The sequence below is a fragment of the Nocardia mangyaensis genome (genome assembly GCF_001886715.1).
GTDB classification, from domain to species: domain Bacteria; phylum Actinomycetota; class Actinomycetes; order Mycobacteriales; family Mycobacteriaceae; genus Nocardia; species Nocardia mangyaensis.
Genome location: NZ_CP018082.1, coordinates 2821812 through 2839039, shown reverse-complemented (window position 1 = coordinate 2839039; position 17228 = coordinate 2821812). Strand labels below are relative to the sequence as shown.

General features: G+C 65.9%; 18 protein-coding genes and 1 pseudogene. 13 read left to right on the top strand and 6 right to left on the bottom strand.

What is annotated here, in order from left to right:
- Positions 1-48: 48 nt before the first annotated feature.
- Positions 49-1206, top strand: coding sequence for a GAF domain-containing sensor histidine kinase (locus BOX37_RS12945; protein WP_206045816.1), 1158 nt, complete (start codon positions 49-51; stop codon positions 1204-1206).
- A complete protein-coding gene (locus BOX37_RS12940; RefSeq protein ID WP_071927869.1) occupies positions 1200-1805 on the top strand; it encodes a response regulator transcription factor in 606 nt (201 codons plus the stop codon). Before BOX37_RS12945 ends, BOX37_RS12940 begins: the two co-directional genes overlap by 7 nt.
- A 269-nt stretch (positions 1806-2074) precedes the next feature.
- Here the strand turns inward: BOX37_RS12940 and BOX37_RS12935 are convergent, their stop codons facing one another.
- Genes BOX37_RS12935 through BOX37_RS12925 form a run of 3 tightly spaced genes read right to left on the bottom strand, consistent with a single transcriptional unit; the run spans position 2075 to position 3085 of the window.
- On the bottom strand, positions 2075-2464 hold the full coding sequence (locus BOX37_RS12935) for a TetR family transcriptional regulator (RefSeq protein WP_071927868.1): 390 nt from the start codon (positions 2462-2464) through the stop codon (positions 2075-2077).
- On the bottom strand, positions 2457-2744 hold the full coding sequence (locus tag BOX37_RS12930) for a DUF3558 domain-containing protein (protein ID WP_071927867.1): 288 nt from the start codon (positions 2742-2744) through the stop codon (positions 2457-2459). Before BOX37_RS12930 ends, BOX37_RS12935 begins: the two co-directional genes overlap by 8 nt.
- A 35-nt stretch (positions 2745-2779) precedes the next feature.
- Positions 2780-3085 carry a hypothetical protein gene (locus BOX37_RS12925; protein WP_071927866.1) on the bottom strand — a complete coding sequence of 102 codons (306 nt, stop codon included), beginning with the start codon at positions 3083-3085 and terminating at the stop codon, positions 2780-2782.
- On the opposite strand from BOX37_RS12925, the pseudogene BOX37_RS33920 reads away from it, so the two are divergent.
- Positions 3017-3217, top strand: a pseudogene (locus BOX37_RS33920) (hypothetical protein); the annotation flags it as partial. The gene BOX37_RS12925 and the pseudogene BOX37_RS33920 overlap by 69 nt on opposite strands.
- Positions 3218-3244: 27 nt before the next feature.
- Here the strand turns inward: BOX37_RS33920 and BOX37_RS12920 are convergent.
- Positions 3245-4897, bottom strand: coding sequence for a 4Fe-4S binding protein (locus BOX37_RS12920; protein ID WP_071927865.1), 1653 nt, complete (start codon positions 4895-4897; stop codon positions 3245-3247).
- Complete coding sequence (locus tag BOX37_RS12915; RefSeq protein ID WP_071927864.1) at positions 4894-7044, bottom strand: molybdopterin-dependent oxidoreductase; 2151 nt, start codon at positions 7042-7044, stop codon at positions 4894-4896. Before BOX37_RS12915 ends, BOX37_RS12920 begins: the two co-directional genes overlap by 4 nt.
- A gap of 72 nt (positions 7045-7116) precedes the next feature.
- Here BOX37_RS12915 and BOX37_RS12910 point away from each other — a divergent pair, with 72 nt between their 5' ends.
- The 7 genes from BOX37_RS12910 to BOX37_RS36085 all read left to right on the top strand — a co-directional run bounded on the left by BOX37_RS12910 (position 7117) and on the right by BOX37_RS36085 (position 12699).
- Positions 7117-7728: a TetR/AcrR family transcriptional regulator gene (locus tag BOX37_RS12910; RefSeq protein ID WP_156910376.1), complete on the top strand. Its 612-nt coding sequence runs from the start codon at positions 7117-7119 to the stop codon at positions 7726-7728.
- Positions 7729-8022: 294 nt separating this feature from the next.
- Positions 8023-8304, top strand: coding sequence for a hypothetical protein (locus tag BOX37_RS34895; RefSeq protein ID WP_071927863.1), 282 nt, complete (start codon positions 8023-8025; stop codon positions 8302-8304).
- 609 nt (positions 8305-8913) lie between these two features.
- A complete protein-coding gene (locus BOX37_RS12900; RefSeq protein WP_156910375.1) occupies positions 8914-9807 on the top strand; it encodes a hypothetical protein in 894 nt (297 codons plus the stop codon).
- A gap of 288 nt (positions 9808-10095) precedes the next feature.
- The gene (locus BOX37_RS12895; RefSeq protein ID WP_420811596.1) at positions 10096-10464 is read left to right on the top strand and encodes an LLM class oxidoreductase; all 369 of its coding nucleotides are present in this window, start codon (positions 10096-10098) and stop codon (positions 10462-10464) included.
- Between the two features lie 75 nt (positions 10465-10539).
- Positions 10540-11718, top strand: coding sequence for an IS701 family transposase (locus BOX37_RS12890; protein WP_420811611.1), 1179 nt, complete (start codon positions 10540-10542; stop codon positions 11716-11718).
- Between the two features lie 194 nt (positions 11719-11912).
- Positions 11913-12434 (top strand): transposase, encoded by a 522-nt coding sequence (locus BOX37_RS36090; RefSeq protein WP_156910373.1) that lies wholly within the window; start codon positions 11913-11915, stop codon positions 12432-12434.
- Positions 12435-12465: 31 nt separating this feature from the next.
- The gene (locus BOX37_RS36085; protein ID WP_071927859.1) at positions 12466-12699 is read left to right on the top strand and encodes a hypothetical protein; all 234 of its coding nucleotides are present in this window, start codon (positions 12466-12468) and stop codon (positions 12697-12699) included.
- A gap of 96 nt (positions 12700-12795) precedes the next feature.
- On the opposite strand, the gene BOX37_RS12875 is transcribed toward BOX37_RS36085, so the two are convergent.
- Positions 12796-13086, bottom strand: a complete 291-nt coding sequence (locus tag BOX37_RS12875; protein WP_071927858.1) for a hypothetical protein — start codon at positions 13084-13086, stop codon at positions 12796-12798.
- Positions 13087-13818: 732 nt separating this feature from the next.
- On the opposite strand from BOX37_RS12875, the gene BOX37_RS35955 reads away from it, so the two are divergent.
- From BOX37_RS35955 to BOX37_RS33915, 3 genes are all read left to right on the top strand, one after another.
- Positions 13819-14085 carry a helix-turn-helix domain-containing protein gene (locus BOX37_RS35955; protein ID WP_071927857.1) on the top strand — a complete coding sequence of 89 codons (267 nt, stop codon included), beginning with the start codon at positions 13819-13821 and terminating at the stop codon, positions 14083-14085.
- 197 nt (positions 14086-14282) lie between these two features.
- Complete coding sequence (locus tag BOX37_RS12865) at positions 14283-15578, top strand: site-specific integrase (protein WP_156910372.1); 1296 nt, start codon at positions 14283-14285, stop codon at positions 15576-15578.
- Between the two features lie 148 nt (positions 15579-15726).
- Positions 15727-16758, top strand: a complete 1032-nt coding sequence (locus BOX37_RS33915; RefSeq protein WP_156910371.1) for a hypothetical protein — start codon at positions 15727-15729, stop codon at positions 16756-16758.
- The last annotated feature ends 470 nt before the right edge of the window (positions 16759-17228 follow it).

Sequence of the window (17228 nt, the reverse complement as noted above, 5' to 3'; positions counted from 1 at the left end):
TGTGCGAGCGCGTGCGGTGCAGTGAGCCGGAATGACGAGGAGGTACCGGTGAACGACGATCCGATGGTGACAAATGCCGGTGCGCGCGTGTTTGATGAGGTAGTGCGGGCGCACCCCCTCCTCGATCTCGGGAAGCAATATGCGGACCTGCTCGCGGCGCTGGACCGTGGCGAGGTGCTGCGGCGCGCCCTGGCTCTGGTCGCCGTCGGTTCGGATGTCGCCTGGACGGCCCGTCCCGACGTGGACGGCGTGCTGACGCTCGAACAGGTCACCGGCGACTGGACCGGCGTGCTTCGGGCGCTCCGGGTGCCGCCGAACACGGGCCTGACCGGCAAGGTGTTCCGGGCCGGGCGCGCCGAGTGGGTCGACGACTACTTTGACAGCCAGAAGATCACCCACGACTTCGACCGCCACATCGCCACCGAAAAGGTGCGGCGAGTGCTGGCCGTCCCACTGCTCCGCGACGGGGAATCGCTCGGTGTCCTCGCCATCGCCCCGCGTGAGGGCGGGACGTTCGGCGACCGCGACATCGAACACGCCTCGGTGATCGCGGCTCAGGCCGCGCTGGCGGTTTCGGTCGCCGAACGCGCCCGGCTGAGCCGGGAGATCGCGGTGCACGAGGAGCGACGGCGGCTCGCGGCGGATCTGCACGACAGCGTCGGTGCGCTGCTGTTCGGCATCGGTTCCGGCGTGGCCGATCTCGCCGAGTCCGCCCATGCCGACCCCGAACTGCGTGTCCGGCTAGAGCGGCTGCAGAGGCAGGCAATGGACGCGAGCACGGCGCTGCGTGAGTCGTTGCGCACGCTGCGCTCGTCGCCGGCCGCGCTCGCGCTCGGTGTCGCTCTGCGCGCCGACTGCTCGGCCTTCACCGACCGCACCGGGCGGCCCGCAGAACTTGTCATTCTCGATGAAGAACCGCCCGAGCTCGCACCGTCCCGATCGGACGTACTCATCACCGCGGTTCGCGAAGCCCTTTTGAACGTCGAGAAGCACGCCCATGCCAGTGCCCTCACGGTGTCAGTGCAGCGAAGCAGTTCCTGGCTCACGGTCGCCGTGCACGACGACGGCGTGGGCCTTGGCCCCGACCACGCGCCGGGGGTCGGCCTCACCAGCACGGCCGAAGCACTCGGCCGGCTGGGTGGGTCCGTCCGTGTCGTGTCCGATCCGGACGGTGGCACGATCTGGCGGGCACGGTTGCCATGCTGACCCGCGCGCAGACCCGGATCGTGATCGTGGACGACCATCCAGTCGTCCACGACGGGGTCGCGGCCCAGTTGCAGCGATACCCGGACATGGCCGTCGTCGGCCATGCCGGGAGCGGCGCGGACGCCATCACGGTCTGCGACGAAGAACGACCCGACATTGTGCTGCTCGACCTGCGGCTCCCCGACTGCCTCGCCGCCGACGTCGTTCCCGAGGTGCTGCGGGTCAGCCCGGACAGCCGCATCCTGCTGTTCACGGCGTTCCCCGAACACGCCGCCGTTGCGCCGACATTGGCCGCTGGCGCCTGCGGCATCCTGGTGAAACACGCTGGCGGCATAGCCATCCGTGACGCGATTCGCAGCGTCGCCCGGACCGGCGCCTTCCGCACCGCAACGCCAGCCTCGTCCACCGCGCCGGTCACCGCCCGCGAATACGACGTCCTCCGGCTCGTCGCGGCAGGGCACACCAACCCCGAGATCGGCACCGAGCTCAACCTGTCGATCAACACAGTCAAGACCTACCTGCGTACCGTGATGCACAAACTCGCCGCCCGCAACCGAGCCCAGCTCATCGCCAACGCCCGCGGGCAAGGCCTGCTCTGACCGGTCGGCCACGAAGTAAGGCTGCGATAATCGACCACGACTCGGGGTGCGTTCGTCACCGATCCGGCATACCTGACCCTTGTAATGCCGTATGCGTCCGGGGCGGGCGGCCATCGCGACCTCGGTCCGGTACCGCAGATGCGACCCGAGCGGCGCCCGAAATCAGTTTCTCCGGCCCGTAGATGCTGTGAGGGCAATCGTGCGACATGCGCGGGCAGCAGCCACCACTGCATCGTAGGTGAGGTTGTCAGGATCGCCCGCTTGACCCCTCAGCCCTGCTCGTTCCCGCAGAACGTCGGAGAGTTGACACTGCGCTCGTTGTGTTCGCTCGAGGTAACTGCAAACAGAGCGGGTGATGCGCCGATGATCCGCGTAAGTGCCGCATCGCGACGTGCCAGTTCCTCATCTCCGGATTGGTCGACCGAAAAGGAGAAGACCTGGTGAAGCGACTCCCAAACCGGCTCGTGAAGCGGTCGCGCGCGGAGCAGGTCGGCGAAGGTCTCACCCAGTGCGTCGTACTTGCCGAGGAGAATGTTGTCTTTTGATGTGAAGTATCGATGGAGCGTGCGCCGCGACATCCCGACGGACTCTGCAACCTGTTCCATGGTGACTGCGTCGTATCCGCGCTCGACGAAGAGCGCGAGAGCTGCGTCAACCACCTGATCCTTGAGGATCTAACAGGTGCGGGCCCTGTTCGGACGGATTCGGAACCCTGCGCTGTGTGAGATCGGTGAGGTCGTTTTTGGCCGGTTCGAATCGGATGTTGAAACTCCCCGACTGCGACGTCTGGATCGAGAACCACGAACACGCGGGCAAATCCTGCGGGGGTGTTTCGGCTCGAGCGGCGGGGTCGAGCACGAAACGCGCGAGATCCTCGCTGTCCAGCACGCGGCAGGGATGGTAAATGAGGTCGGCCAACGTCCACGGCTGCGGTGCCATTGCCGGAGCTTGCGAGGTCAGTGTGCTCGCCCTCGTCACCGCTGCCGGTTCCGAGCTGACACCGATGCCACAGCGATCTGCGGCTTGCGCTCCGCGACGTAGGCGCGGAGCCGCCCGTAGGAGACGTCGGCCATGCTGCGCTCATCGATCAGCCGGGCGTGAATCCGGCGGACCGTATGCCGCTGCTTGCGTGGCGCATCCAGATCCGCCAACAGGATCGCGTCAATGATCGCCGCGTACTGGTCGACTTTCGACTCTCGACGCGGATACCGCTTGCGCTCAGTCGACCACGCCGATCCCGCTGCCTCATCGACGGTGTGCCAGCTGACCTGGTACTTCACCTGGATCGCCCGCCGCGAACTTCCGCCAACATCAAGTTCTTCGGCGCGATCGAAGTCGACATCGAGGGCGAACTCGCGCAGTTCGGCCCCACCGGGTACCGGCCACTGCGGGTGCGCGACACCCTCTTCTGATCTCGCCCTTGGCGGCCGGAGGCGAGATCAGTGGGGCGAGTGGGCGATGGTGAGCATCGCATCGGTGGAGGTGAGTTTCACTTGTGGGCGGCCTGTGGCGCGGCCGACGGCGCGTTCGAACTCGGCGATCCGCTGCCACTGCGAGCGGTCGATGCGGTGTGGTTGGCGGGTGTCCAGAAGTTGGGTCAGTTCGTGCGGGGACCGTGCCGGGTCAGTGAGCCTGCCCGAATCGAAGTCCTCGAGCAGGCGATCGACGGTTTCAGTGGCGCATGTGCGGTTGGTGCCAATCACGCCGGAGGGGCCGCGTTTGATCCAGCCCGCTGTATATACCCCGGGTAGTGGCTGGCCGGTGCTCGGGTCGAGTACCCGTCCGTGCTCGTTGGGTATGGTGCCCGAGCGTGTGTCGAAGGGGATTTCGGGGATCGGTTGGCCGCGAAATCCGACCGCGCGCAACACGAGCCCGGTCTCGATGTCCTCGATGCGGCCGGTCGGTTCGGCGGTAAGCGTGCCCTCCCGTTCGATCATGCGGTTGTGCGCGATGCGCAGGCGTTCGACACGGTCGGTACCGAGTATCGCGACGGGAGCGCTCAGGAAGCGCAGCGTCAATCGTCTGGTGGCACCGCAGTTGGCGGCCAGAACCTCGCACAATGCCCTGGACTTGCGTGCGGGAGCGTCGTCGAGGTCGTCGTCGGTGAGGAGCGACGGGTCGGTGAGAACGTCGATGTCGTCGAGGTGGGCGAAGGCGAGCAGCTCGGGTGAGGTGTAGGCGGCTTGCGCAGGACCGCGCCGCCCGAGCAGCACCACTTCCTCGATCTTGCTGTGTGCCAGTTGCTCGAGCGCGTGATCGGCGATGTCGGTGCGGCGCAGCCGTTCGACGCCCAGCAGCAGCACCCGGGCGATGTCCAAGCCGACATTGCCGTTGCCGATGACCACCGCGCGCCGGTGCTCGAAATCGAAGCGGCGGTCCCGGTAGTCGGGGTGCCCGTTGTACCAGGCGACGAATTCCGCGGCCGCATGACTGCCCGGGAGGTCTTCTCCGGTGATGCCGAGTCGTCGATCGCTCAACGCGCCCACGGTGTAGATCACGGCGTGGTGGTGGCGGGCCAGTTCACTGTGGGAGAGGTGGCGCCCGATTTCGACGTTGTAGAAGGTGTGGAAGTTCGACCGTGCGGCGGTCCAGGAGAACACGTCGGTGATCTGTTTGGTGTGGGTGTGATCAGGCGCGACGCCTGCGCGGACCAGCCCGAACGGTGTCGGTAGCCGATCGAACATCGAGACCTGCACCGGGGTGTGGGTGTCGGCGAGCAGGCGCTCGGCGGCGTAGAACCCGCTGGGGCCCGCGCCGACGATCGCCACACGCAACGGCGCGCGATGTGTTGTGCGCACCGGGCGCGGGAGGGTCGGGGTCGGCAGTGACACCGGCCGGGCGTAGCGATAGTAGTCGGCGTTGATGCTCGAGTACGTGCTCAGCGCGGCGGGTAGTTCGTCTGCGGCGTAGACCGCATCGACCGGGCACGCCTCAGCACACGCCCCGCAATCGATGCACCGCGCCGGATCGATGTAGAGCATTTCGGTGCTGGCGTAACCGGTTTCGTCCGGGGTGGGGTGGATACACGCGGCCGGGCACACGTCCGCGCAGGTGGCGTCGTTGCAGCAGTTCTGGGTGATCACGTAGGTCATCGGGCACTCACCACAACCGGGATTCCGTTGAAGTAGGCGTTGCCCGAGGGCAGATCGATCTCGCGTGCGTCGGTGGGTGTGAGCTGGTTGTAGCTCATCCCGCCTGCGGCCATCGCCGTGGACCAGGTACCGGCGTGGCCCCATCCCTGGGTGAGACCCAGACAACCGGCGAAGACTTCCTCGGTCACCTCGACAGGAACCTCGATGTGCCCCCACGGCGAGGTGATCGATACCAGATCGCGGTCGTGCACCCCGGCTGCTGCGGCATCGTCTGGATGCATTTTCGCTCGGCACTTACGTAGTCCGGTCATCAGTTTGGGCACATTGTGCAACCAGGAGTTGTGCGACCGCAGCTCGCGGATGCTAAAAAGCCGTAACGGATACTCGCTTTCGGCCGGGTCGGGGGCAGCCAGTCGCCGGGTTTCGGACAGCATTTCCGGCGAGCTCACCTGGATGCGTCCGTCGCGGGTGTGGATCTTCTTGCCGAGCACGCCGGTGGGGCAGTGATCGGCGAGTTTGATCGCGCCCTGATGGTCTAGCAGCTTTCTGCGGTTGATCCCGTGTGGCCGGAGCCCGAACAGATCGCCGTGTCGGCCCAGGCGGGTGAGCAGATCCACCGACACCGAGGGCGGGATCCGCACTCCGAGCTTGCCCAGCCACTGCGCGCCCGGCACCGGGGACGGCACCACGCCCAGTTCGCGGGCGAGCCGATCCACGATCCACCAGTCATCGCGTGTTTGCCCGCGGGCCGGAATCACCGGGCGCACCCATTGCGCGTTCGGCACTGTGGATTGAGCCTGGGTGAACGCGGGCATCTGTTCGCGTTCGAGCCACAATGTCGGCGGCAGAATCCAGTGCGCGTGCCGTGAGGTCTCGGTGATGTAGGGGTCCAGCGACACCATCAGATCGAGGGTGTCGAGTGCGGTGGCGGTCTCGAGGGAGCCGGGCCCGCTGGTGACGACGTTGCTGGACATGGCGATCAGCGCCCGCAGCTGTCCGCGCCCGGGGGTGGTGATCTCCTTGGCCAGGCACGCCAGTGGCGCTTGCCCGTTGACTTCAGGGACATCCTCGACCCGGGTGTGCCATCGGCCACGCCCGGACACTCCGAGCAGCTCGGCGAAACCTTCGATATCGGCCATCGGATCACCCAGGACCATGCCGCCGCGTCGATCGAAGTTGCCGGTGACTACCGAGAGGCTGTCGAGCAGGAATTTGGTCAGTGTCGAGAACTTGCCCAGCGACGCACCGCAACGCCCGTACGCGCAGGCGCCGGGCGCCGCGGCCATGTCGCGGGCGAGCCGGGTGATGGTCAAGGCGTCGATGCCTGTGCGCGCGGCTGCGGTATCGAGGTCGAAATGCCGGGCCAGCTCGCGTAACCCGTCGATGCCGGTGATCTGTGTGCGCACCGCGTGCTGATCGATCAGGTCCTCTTCGAACATCACGCCCAGCATCGCTCCCAGCAGCCACGGGTCCGCGCCCGGACGAATCGGAACATGCTCGAACAGCTTGGCTGTTTCGGTGCGACGCGGATCCACGACCACGACCTTGCCACCGCGTGCGGGGATGTCGAGCAGTACATCGCGGATCCGTCCGGTCGTCACCAGACTTCCGTGCGACACCACCGGATTCGCGCCGAGGATGAGCGCGAAATGGGTGTCGGCGAAATCGGGCAGTGGGTTGACTCCGGTCGCGCCGTACATGATGTGCGCGGCGGCCCAGTAGTTGTTGACATCGATCGACGCCGAGGCGTAGTGGTGCTTGGTTTCCAGCGCTGCGGCCAGACCCACCACGGTGACCGCGGCGGCGTAGTTCCAGGCGATGGGATTGCCCCACAGCACACCGATGGATCGATTGCCGTGCTCGCGCTGAACCCGGCGCAGCCGCGCACCGATGTCATCGAACGCCTCGCACCAGCTCGCGCGCGCGAAGCTGCCATCGGGCAGTCGACGCATCGGATACAGCACCCGGTCGGGGTCGGTGACCACGGTGTGGAACTGCACACCCTTGGAACACGCGAAACCCCGTGACGCGGGGTGATCGGGATCGGGCCGCAGCCCCAGCACGCGATCGGCCTGGACCGTCGCGATCAACCCGCACGACGCTTCGCAGATTCCGCAGAAGGTCTTCTTCTCCACCGTCGCGGTCATGGGTCACCCACCCCTTCTTAATCAAACTATCTGTTCGATTAGCATTACGGACAGTATGTACGATTAGCGGCTGTGACCGCAACACCTCAACGCCGTCGCACGAGCACCGAAGCGAGAATCTTGCAGGCCACCACGACGCTGCTGTGCGACGGGCAGCGCTTCGCGGAGCTGCCGGTGGAACAAATCCTGCTGCTGGCCAACGTGTCCCGATCCACCTTCTATCAGTGGTTCCCGGACAAGACCGCATTGATCCAGCGCGTGGCCGAGCCTGGAGTGCAGGAGTTCCTCGCCGCTTCGGACTCGTGGTGGACCCGCAGCGAGGGGGGATCTGCGGACACCCTGGCCGACATCGTCACCCAGATGCTGGCCCTGGCCCGAGCCCGCGCGCCCATCTGGCGCGCCTATCTGGAAACCGCGTCCTCTGACAGCGTGTTCGGCGCTTCCCTGCGCGACGCTACCGAGATCTATACCCGCAAGATGGCTGCCCGCTTGGACCGTGAACGACACGCCGGGCTCGTCCCAGCCGAGGTGGACGCGAGCCAGACTGCACGATTCATCGTCACCACCATGCGAGCGAGCTTCATCGAGGTTCTCACCGCCGGTGACACCGCCGAGGACGAGCGCTTTGCCCGCACCCTGGGCAGAGTGTTCTGGTTGTCGATGTACGGCCCGATCGCACGGTAACCGGGGCCGACAGCTGCGCCCGAGCAACCCCGGCTACCCCGGATGATGGTCTATTGTCCGGGTAGCCGGAGGCGGCCTGCGGCGGACCTCGCCCGGCGGTACGCGAAGCAGCCCCGTTATCCGGGGCAAGCAAGAAACGGGCGATCCGCCGGCCGCGAAGGTGACTCGGCTGCGCACCACACCGACGCGCACCCTGCGCACTGTCGCCGAGGCGTTCCTCGACACCATCGGCTCGCCGAACACCCGCCGCTCCTACATCGCCCTCGTCAAGACCGTCGACGCGATCGACAGCCGGTGCCTGGACAGGCTGATCGGGCACAGCCGCGCCTGGACTCGGTCACCGACGCCGAGGTTGGCGCGGCCCTGGAAACCCTGTGGGGCAGCGTGGCGGTCGACACTTGGAACGCGCGCCGCGCCGCTGTCGGCAAATGGCTGAGCTGGTGCGCCGAGCAGGGCTGGACCGCACCAACGCGGCCGGCGTCGACCGGGCGCTCGACGCCGCCGGACTCCGAAACCGGTCCGCTCACGCACCGCGATCGACCGGCGCATCGCCCGCCGCGTCGGCGCATGCCCTGAGCGGGTCGCCAGATCCATGTGCGGGAGAAGACGCTGTGGAGGATGCTCCACGAGACCTGCGCCCGCACAGAAGAACTGCTCGTGCGCGTTGACTTGCCGGTACGGGTCGGTGATGGAGTGGGCGAGTGTCTCGGCGCGGCCGGGATCGTTGACAGCGACAACCAACGGTGCACACTACGCGGCTGGCCCCCACACGGTGTCGGATACCGGCTGTGTGCCAACATCATTCGTCCGTACATAGGGGTTGGACGTGATGCCACCCCGAACGATTCCTTCATGTGATCGAAGACACGTATGGCTCTTCTCTGAAGATTGGAACTGATTTCTCAGTCCAACTCTTGGAGATCAGCTCGCAGGGTGTCACCCGCTATCGTTTCGGTCCACGGGGACGGGCCCGCAGATCTCAGCGGCCGTCGGCGGCGCGGGGACAGCTGCTGCTTACCGGAGCGAGGCCCATACGTAACGGTTGTTGCTCATCCGCAGGCGTAGCCGAATGGGCCCGCCCCTTACGGAGGCCAGATAGTCGGGTCTCGCAAGGGCAGAGGCCGAGCCGTCGCTGTGCTGTCGGATTGCAGATCATGGCCGCCGGGCGTGTTGAGCCTGCCAGCGTTGAACAAACCCAGGCCGTGCTCGACGGCCATCATCCGGTCCGGGCTGCTGGATGTCACCGTCGAGGACAGCACCCGCGTGAGCGACGTTCTCACCCTCGCCGCCAACCGGCTCCGCTGGCTCGGTTCGATCCTGGGCCAGAGCGAACAATTGCTCACCGGCGTCGATTCGACTGTCGACCAGGTCACCGCCATGCAAGTCGAAATCCGCACGCTGCTGACCACATTCAAGCAGGTCACCTCCCAGTTGGTGGTGTCGATCGATGCCTCCTCCAAAGCCCTGCCGACGGGTGCGGATGCCGCCGCCTCGGTAGGCGTGGCCGACCCGACCACCCGCGCCACCGACCCGGTCGTCGCCCGCGCGGTAGTACTCATGTTCGTCGGCGCACTGCTCATCGCACTGCTGTACGCCCACCTCGTCGAAGGCGCCCATCAGCGCGCACGCGTACTCGCCTTCTGCGCCGCCGCCGTGGCGCCTGCCGCCGTGGCGCAGACGGTCCTGGACTCGGTGCCACGCGCCGACGCGGCTTTCGCCTTCTCGGCACTCGTGTCGCTGGCCCTCACCGCGGCGGCCGTCGCGGTATTGCGGATCTGCCCGGATCGGTGGGGCGTGGTGGTATGGATGCTCGTGACCGGTGCGGCGGTGACGTTCGAGGGTGGAATCGACGGCGGTTACGGCGCGATCGGGGATCTTGTGCGCCGGCTACTCCCCAGCGGATACGCGATCACCGGCCTCGCCGAGGCGGCGCGCAGCGGCATCGGTCCCCGCACGCTCGTGCCATTGGCCGTTCTCACCGGAGTGGGCGTGACCGCGTTCCTCGCGCTCGTGATCCTGCGTGGCATGGTCGGAAACCGCTCGAGAATCCCGGCCGCGCCGGAACCCGCCGACGCGTAGCCTTCGCCGGCGCGACCGGGCGCGGCACGCTCGGCCATCATCCGCTGCCACGCGGGCGGGACCACTCGGCCCTGGACCGCGACGAGGTACCGGCTCGGGGTATGTGCCCGGGACGGCGCTCGCCGGGTTCGAGGTCGGCGAGCGGCGCGGCCGTCTTCTGGTGGATGTCCTTGTCGCGGCGACCGCAGGCGTGAGGTCCTGGGCGAATACCTGATGAGACAAGCCTCCAGGGTAGAGAAACTCGATCGGCCTGGGATATAGCGCCTCACCTGGCAGTTTGCACTGGTAGTGACGGGGAGAGACGAGGCAGAGATGGCCGAGGCGGATCTGAGCGTCCGAGCACGTATCGCCTATCTTGGAGCGAAAAAGCCGTACCGCCGTGTGTTCGACCACCACGGCTGGGGTCACGTCCACGAGAAGTGGACGGACATGGCGCAGCGGGGCGAAACAGCGGCCATGGGTAACCTAGTGGACGACGAGATGTTGCATACTTTCGCCGTCGTCGCCGAACCCGAACATGTTGCGTCCGCGATCGTCGAACGCTATGCAGGGCTCAGCGATCGGGCCAGTGTGATGACACCGTACGCGACCGTCCAGGACCTGTGGGACTCGATCGGCGCCGGTATCCGCGCCTACAGGAACGGCATTCCCGCTTAGCACGGCAGTTGTATTTCGTTGTGCTGCACCAGGGCTGGCGGTGCGGTAGGTTGCCCGTTCGTGTTGGATGATGTTGTGGCCGAGGATGTTTCGGTGTGGCGGGTGGCGTTCGACGAGGTGTTCGCTGGGATCGCGGGGATGTTCGGTCGGGTGGAGTCGCGGCGGTGGGCGCGGTCGTACCTGACAGGGTTGCTGGCGCCGGTGGAACGCAAGAACTCCTGGCAGCTCTCCGATGCCGCGGGTGTGGTGGGGCCGGACGGGCTGCAGCATTTCCTGAACCGGTCGCGGTGGGATGCCGATGAACTGCGCGACAGGCTGCGCTCGTATGTGACGACCGCGTTGGCTTGCCCGGATGGTGTGCTGGTGGTCGACGAGACCGGGTTTCTGAAGAAGGGTGTCAAGTCCGTGGGTGTGCAGCGGCAGTACTCCGGCACCGCCGGACGTGTGGAGAACTGCCAGCTCGGGGTGTTCCTCGCCTACGCTGCCGGTGCGGGGCGAGCATTGATCGACCGAGAGCTGTATCTGCCGGAATCGTGGACCGGCGACGCGGACCGATGCACCGAGGCAGGGATCCCCGACCCACGTCGTGAACAGGGGGTCGTGACCAAACCCCGGTTGGCCGAAGCGATGATCGCCCGCACCGTCGAGGCGGGCGTGACCGCCGGCTGGGTCGCCGCCGATTCCGCCTACGGGCGCGACGGAAAGTTTCGCTCGTTCTGCGAGGCTCGCCGGCTGTCCTACGTGCTGGAAGTGCCGGTCCGTCAGACCGTGAACGACCTCGACGGCCGTCGCCGTGTGGACACCCTTGTCGGTCGCGCGCCCGCCGATGCCTGGCATCGCGTATCGGCCGGTCTCGGTGAGCGAGGCGAACGCGTCTACGACTGGGCGTGGGCCACGCTACCGTCCTTCGGCGACGTCCCGGCCGGGTTCTCCCGCACCCTGCTGGCCCGCCGCAGCCTCGACGACCCCACCGACATCGCCTACTACCTGTGCTTTCACCCCGCCACCGTTACCCGCGAGCAGATCATCGCCGTCGCCGGCTCCCGGTGGGCGGTCGAGGAATGTTTCCAGGCCGCCAAGGACCAATGCGGCCTCGACCACTACCAAGTCCGCAAATGGACTCCCTGGTACCGGCACATCACCCTGGCCATGCTCGCCCACGCCTTCCTCGCCGTCACCGCCGCTACCGACCCAAAAGCCCACGCGGGCTGGGTCGAATCACAGTCGCCGACGTCCGCCGTCTCCTGGCGATAGTCCTGCACCCCGCCCGCACTCTCACCCACGCCCTGGCCACCTGCCGATGGCGGCGCCGCCACCAGAACTACGCCCGCCAACTCCGACATCAACGAAACCGATTATGAAGCAACGAAATACAACTGTCGTGTTAGCACGACAGTTGTATTTCGTTGTGCTGCAAGAGGTTCTTTGGTACGGTAAATTGCCGGTCTGTGTTGGATGATGTTGTGGCCGAGGATGTTTCGGCGTGGCGGGCGGCGTTCGACGAGGTGTTCGCGGGGATCGCGGGAATGTTCGGACGGGCGGAGTCGCGGCGGTGGGCCCGGTCGTACCTGACGGGGTTGCTGGCGCCGGTGGAACGCAAGAACTCCTGGCAGCTGTCCGATGCCGCGGGTGTGGTGGGGCCTGATGGGCTGCAGCATTTCCTGAACCGGTCGCGGTGGGATGCCGATGAGCTGCGGGACAGGCTGCGCTCGTACGTGACGACGGCGATGATCGCCCGCACCGTCAGTGCGGGCGTGACTGCTGGCTGGGTCGCCGCCGATTCCGCCTACGGGCGCGATGGGAAGTTGCGGGCGTTCTGCGAGGCTCGCCGGCTGTCCTATGTGCTGGAAGTGCCCGTCCGTCAGACCGTGAACGACCTGGACGGCCGTCGCCGTGTGGACACCCTTGTCGGTCGCGCGCCCGCTGGTGCCTGGCATCGCGTGTCGGCCGGGCTCGGTGAGCGAGGCTAACGCGTCTACGACTGGGCTTGGGGCTGGGGGCTTGGGCACGCTACCGTCCTTCGGCGACATCCCTGCAGGGTTCGCCCGCACCCTGCTGGCCCGCCGCAGCCTCGACGACCCCACCGGCATCGCCTACTACCTGTGCTTTCACCCCGCTACCGTCACCCGCGAGCAGATCGTCGCCGTCGCCAGGTGGGCGGTCGAGGAATGTTTCCAGGCCGCCAAGGACCAATACGGCCTGGACCACTACCAAGTCCGCAAATGGATTCCCTAGTACCGGCACCTCACCCTGGCCATGCTCGCCCACGCCTTCCTCGCCGTCACCGCCGTTTGCGCAGGTCACAGGACCCAGGCAGGAACGCGCGACGCCCTACTTGTGAGCCTCTATAGGCTGGCCTCCGATGAGTTGTTCGCGCTCCCAGCGCACCCACACGACACCGGTCTTCCAAGGCGTCCACAGCAAGACTGCGTCGCGACGAATTTCCTTGCATCCCAACACCTTCATGGAATCGAGGCGGGCGTCCCGTTCCCGTCGCGCCTGACTCCGCCGGATCTCCGAGCTCACCGGTCTCGACCAGTCCGCTCCGCCGATATCCGCACGCAGGCGGCCGCGCTCACCGAACTCGTCCGCGATGGCCGCACTCCAGGTCAGATCGAACACATCGATTAGGACCCGCGCACAAGCTCCACGCGGATCGACGCACCCTCGGCGAGCAGTACCCGACTCGCGGCCAATGCCGGAGTGGAAGCGACGCTCGCATGATTCGCGCCGCTGACACGTGCGCGAATCCAGTGGCCGCCTGGTTGGATTGCACGAATCGCCAACAGATGGACGGCAGGATGAGCGGCGCGAGTCTGCGGTCCGAACCGCCCACCTGCCGCCCTGAAAGTAACAATTGCTCTGCAACGCAACATGTCTGACCCCGGATGCACTAAGAACGTCTCACTGTACCCGGAATGAGCGCCCTCCTTCTGGACCGGTTTCAGTGTCGGTTCGGGAGAGTCGGTCGGCACGGGCGCGGGCGTTGAGCCCTTCCAGACCGTCAGTTTGGTCAGCGCACATTGAATCCATCCTGACCACCGGTTAGACCCTCTTATCGGCGGTCAGGCCGCCTGTCGGCCCCGGTCGGCGTATGGATTCGATCCGCCGATTCCTCTGTCCGGCTATCTCGGCCGCGCAACGCCGAAAGCCCCGAGCTCGCACGTAATGAGCTCGGGGCGTTCGTGATTGGGTAATCGGCCGCACACAGGCTCGATGCAAGCTAATGGTTGGCGTTTCACAGTGTAGACGCGGCGATCGGGTTCAGCCATTCGGCGGTCAGCGGATGCGGCCGACAACTCGTCTACAGTGGAGCGTGAAGAGTCGTTGACCGGGGAGGAACCTCGGTGACGCATGCCTTCCCACGACTGTCCTTCGACAGCCCCTCGTCCGAACGACGGGACAGGTCCGCAACGGCCGTCCCAACCCGACGACGAAACGTGGCTGAGTACCGTTGAACTGTCGGACCGCCTGAAGATCCCCGTGAAAACACTCGCTTCATGGGCCTCCGGCGGGACCGGACCGCGCTTCGCCCGCATGGGCCGCTACCGGCGATACCGACTCGGCGACGTGCGCGACTGGGAAGCTCAGCAGCTGTTCACGCGCCGCGATAGTCGCTGACCGAAACGCCGCATTCGGCGGATATTTCCATGCAAACACGCCACACAGGTTTGCCGACGATGCCCTGCGCATCCGAGGCCCTTCTGCGCGTCCACCAGTCTGCCCCGGCAGCGACGCCGCCTCCCCCAACCTTGCGAGCTTCTGCGCGCAGGGTATTCGGGCTGCCGTGCTGTCGACAACACACGAATGAGGTGACCATGACAGGCCGCCGCCCGCGTCCCGTGGGCACGTTCGCGACTCCGTCCAAACCCAAGAAGCAGCGCAACGGCTCGTGGAAGGCAACGGTTCGCTTCTACGGGGTCTGGGGCACTACCCAGATCACCCGATTCGGCGCGACCTCGGGAGAGGCGAGCGACCGACTGGCCGAGGCCATGCGCGATTTCCGTGAGGTTCCGCGCAACAGCCAGATCACACGTAGCACCACTCTCACCGCGCTTGCCCAGGAACTGTTGGCCGAGATGCGGGCCGATGCCGCCTGCTCGGCGGGTCTGGTCGAGGACTACCGACGCGAGATCGAAGTCTCCACACACCGCCGCGCGAATCCGAAGACGATCAAGATCGACAACTCGATCGGTCGCCTTCAGATCTGGCAAGCCACTGCCGGCGAACTCGACCGCCACATCAAACAACTCACCACGCTCGGACTCCGCCGAAAAGCCAAGCAACACAAGATCATCCTCCGATCAATGATGCAAATAGCGGTCCGGCACGGCGCCCTCGACGCCAACCCCATCGATGGCGTGGCAGCGTTCAGGAGAGTCGCCAAACCCGCCCGCGGCAAGATGGCCGACATGGAATCCTTGCCGGCATTCCGTGACCAGGTCCGCGCCTGGGCGCGGGGCGAGGAAGTTCCCGGAACACCGGCATACACCAGCGGTCCGAAACGGGACTGGACCATGGTCTGGGTTGTCGATGTCATCACCGGGACCGGCATCCGCCCCTATGAAGTCTTCGCACTGTTGCTCGACGAGATCGATCTCGACGCGCCCGTCCCCTACTTTGATGTCACCGGCACCCTCGTGGAAGTCAAAGGCGCCGACAACGGTGGGTGGGTGCGCAAACCCACGCCGAAGTCCGAGAACGGATGGCGCCGAATCCTGTTACCCCAACACACCGTTGAAGCCATCGGTGAAGCGATCATCGACCTGGAGATCACCCGATGCCCGAACCCGATGGGTCTGCTGTTCCCTGCCCGCAACGGATCGCTGCGTAACCCCAACAATTTCGGCCGCATCTGGCGGGCGGCCCGCGGTGAGAACTTCGCCTGGGTCACCCCACGCACCTTCCGACGTGGCGTCGCCACCGCGGTCGACCGCGCCTTCGAAAGCCCCGAGCGCGCCGCCCGCCAACTCGGCAACACCACCGCTGTCGCCAAAGCCCACTACATCGACCGCCCCGACACCGCACCCGACAATCGCGAGATCCTCGAGCGCTGGGCCAAAGGCGGTCCGCAGGAGCACCGCCAGTCACCACTCGAAACCCCGGACATGTAGACCGTGATAGCCCGATCGGCATGTAAGGAGCGCAGAACGCCGGAAGCGCTCCCCCGTGTTCCGAGCCACAGTTTGGACACGGTCCACCACGCGGTTCCGTCGCTACAGTCGATATTGACCAAGCCAGGCGCCCGATGAGAGATATTCCGTGACAGTCGATTTCATCGAACCCCAGCCCTCCGACGACCACGAGCACCCGCTTGGCGCTGATCGAATCGCGGCGATGGTCACCGACCTTCCTCCATTGACAGGCGAGAACCCCAACGCGGCGATTCCACTCGAGGCCCAGGCCGCCGACATGGTGCAGGAAATGCTGTATGCCATCGAGAAACAACTCGATGTAGTCGACAGCCAGATTTCCGGGTACACCGACGGAAACGGTCGTCTTGTCTGTTGGACCGAACAGCGAGTCGACACGTGGAGAATCGCGAGAGCCACCCGACAACACGTCCCGACGTGGGCCACAGTCCGTGCCGACCGCCGTCCGCTGTACGCAATGATGTCGAATGCCATGGTCCTGCGTGGTTTGATCTCTGCGGAAGACCCGAGTCCTCCCGTGTGGGCGTACATAGCCAACGAGCGCAACAAGCCCCCGCCCTCAAACTTGCGGAGCCTCGTCTGCGACTCTTCTTGCGGCAACGGCCTGCCCGTGTGCCCGGGCCATCACGTACCCCCCGGACACACGGCGCTATTTGTGAGCGTCGATCCCGCACAGGTTGTGGCCAGCAACTATTCCCGCTGGGATCTCGCGCTCAGCGGTGCCTATATTCCGGCGGATTACCTCGATGCAACTCGCTTCTATCGCCTCCTCACCACCGTGTATCCAGGGGGCGCTGGCGAGCCAGTATCAGCCCGGGACTGGACGCCTGCCCTGCGCACGCTCGCACGAGCGTCAGCGGTCCGAGCATTCGATCTCACGCCAGGAATCCCTGGGATGGGTCCGCAGACCCTGTTCTCCGAAGCTGACGAGGCACGTCGCGATCGCACCATGCAGATCGCGTTGCCAGCGTTGAAGCACTCGCAGGTGCGCCAGGTCGTACATGGACCGTCATGGGAGCAGAGAGAGGAATGGTGGTCCTTCGCGGTCAAGCACAAACCGGTCGCCGTTGCGCAACGCAGGCACGCATGCCTACCCGTCGATCAACTCGGTCAGCCCGGCATCGAGGGCGACAGCGTGTGAAACCCGACCTACGTTGGGCGCTGCTCGAGTGCAGACGTCCAGCGATTGCCCGCTCGTCCGGCTGGTTGAATCTTCCACTGGCGACAGACGCGTAGAAGAACTGCTGAGCAACCCAGACCACTCTCGAAAGTCGAACCCGGTCTGATCACCCGGTTCGACTATGGCAGTGTCCGAATACGTTCTGACCTGCATATATTGTGCGAAACGGGGAACTCGAACCCCTGACCCCCACATTGCGAGGTTCGAGTCCTCAGCAAGCCGCGAATGCCGAGGAACACAGCCGCCGCGAGCAGTTGGCTTGGAATCCCCGCTCGAGCAGTGCACACAGTGAGAAAGGCAACGCTCAGCCCCACGAGTCAGGTCCTGCCCGCTCGCACGGGCGAGCACGGCACTCCTCGCTAGGCCCGCGCCGCCGGCGAGTTGGTCGGCGAACGCGGACTGGGCCGCGGCAATCAGTTCCGCTGAACGAC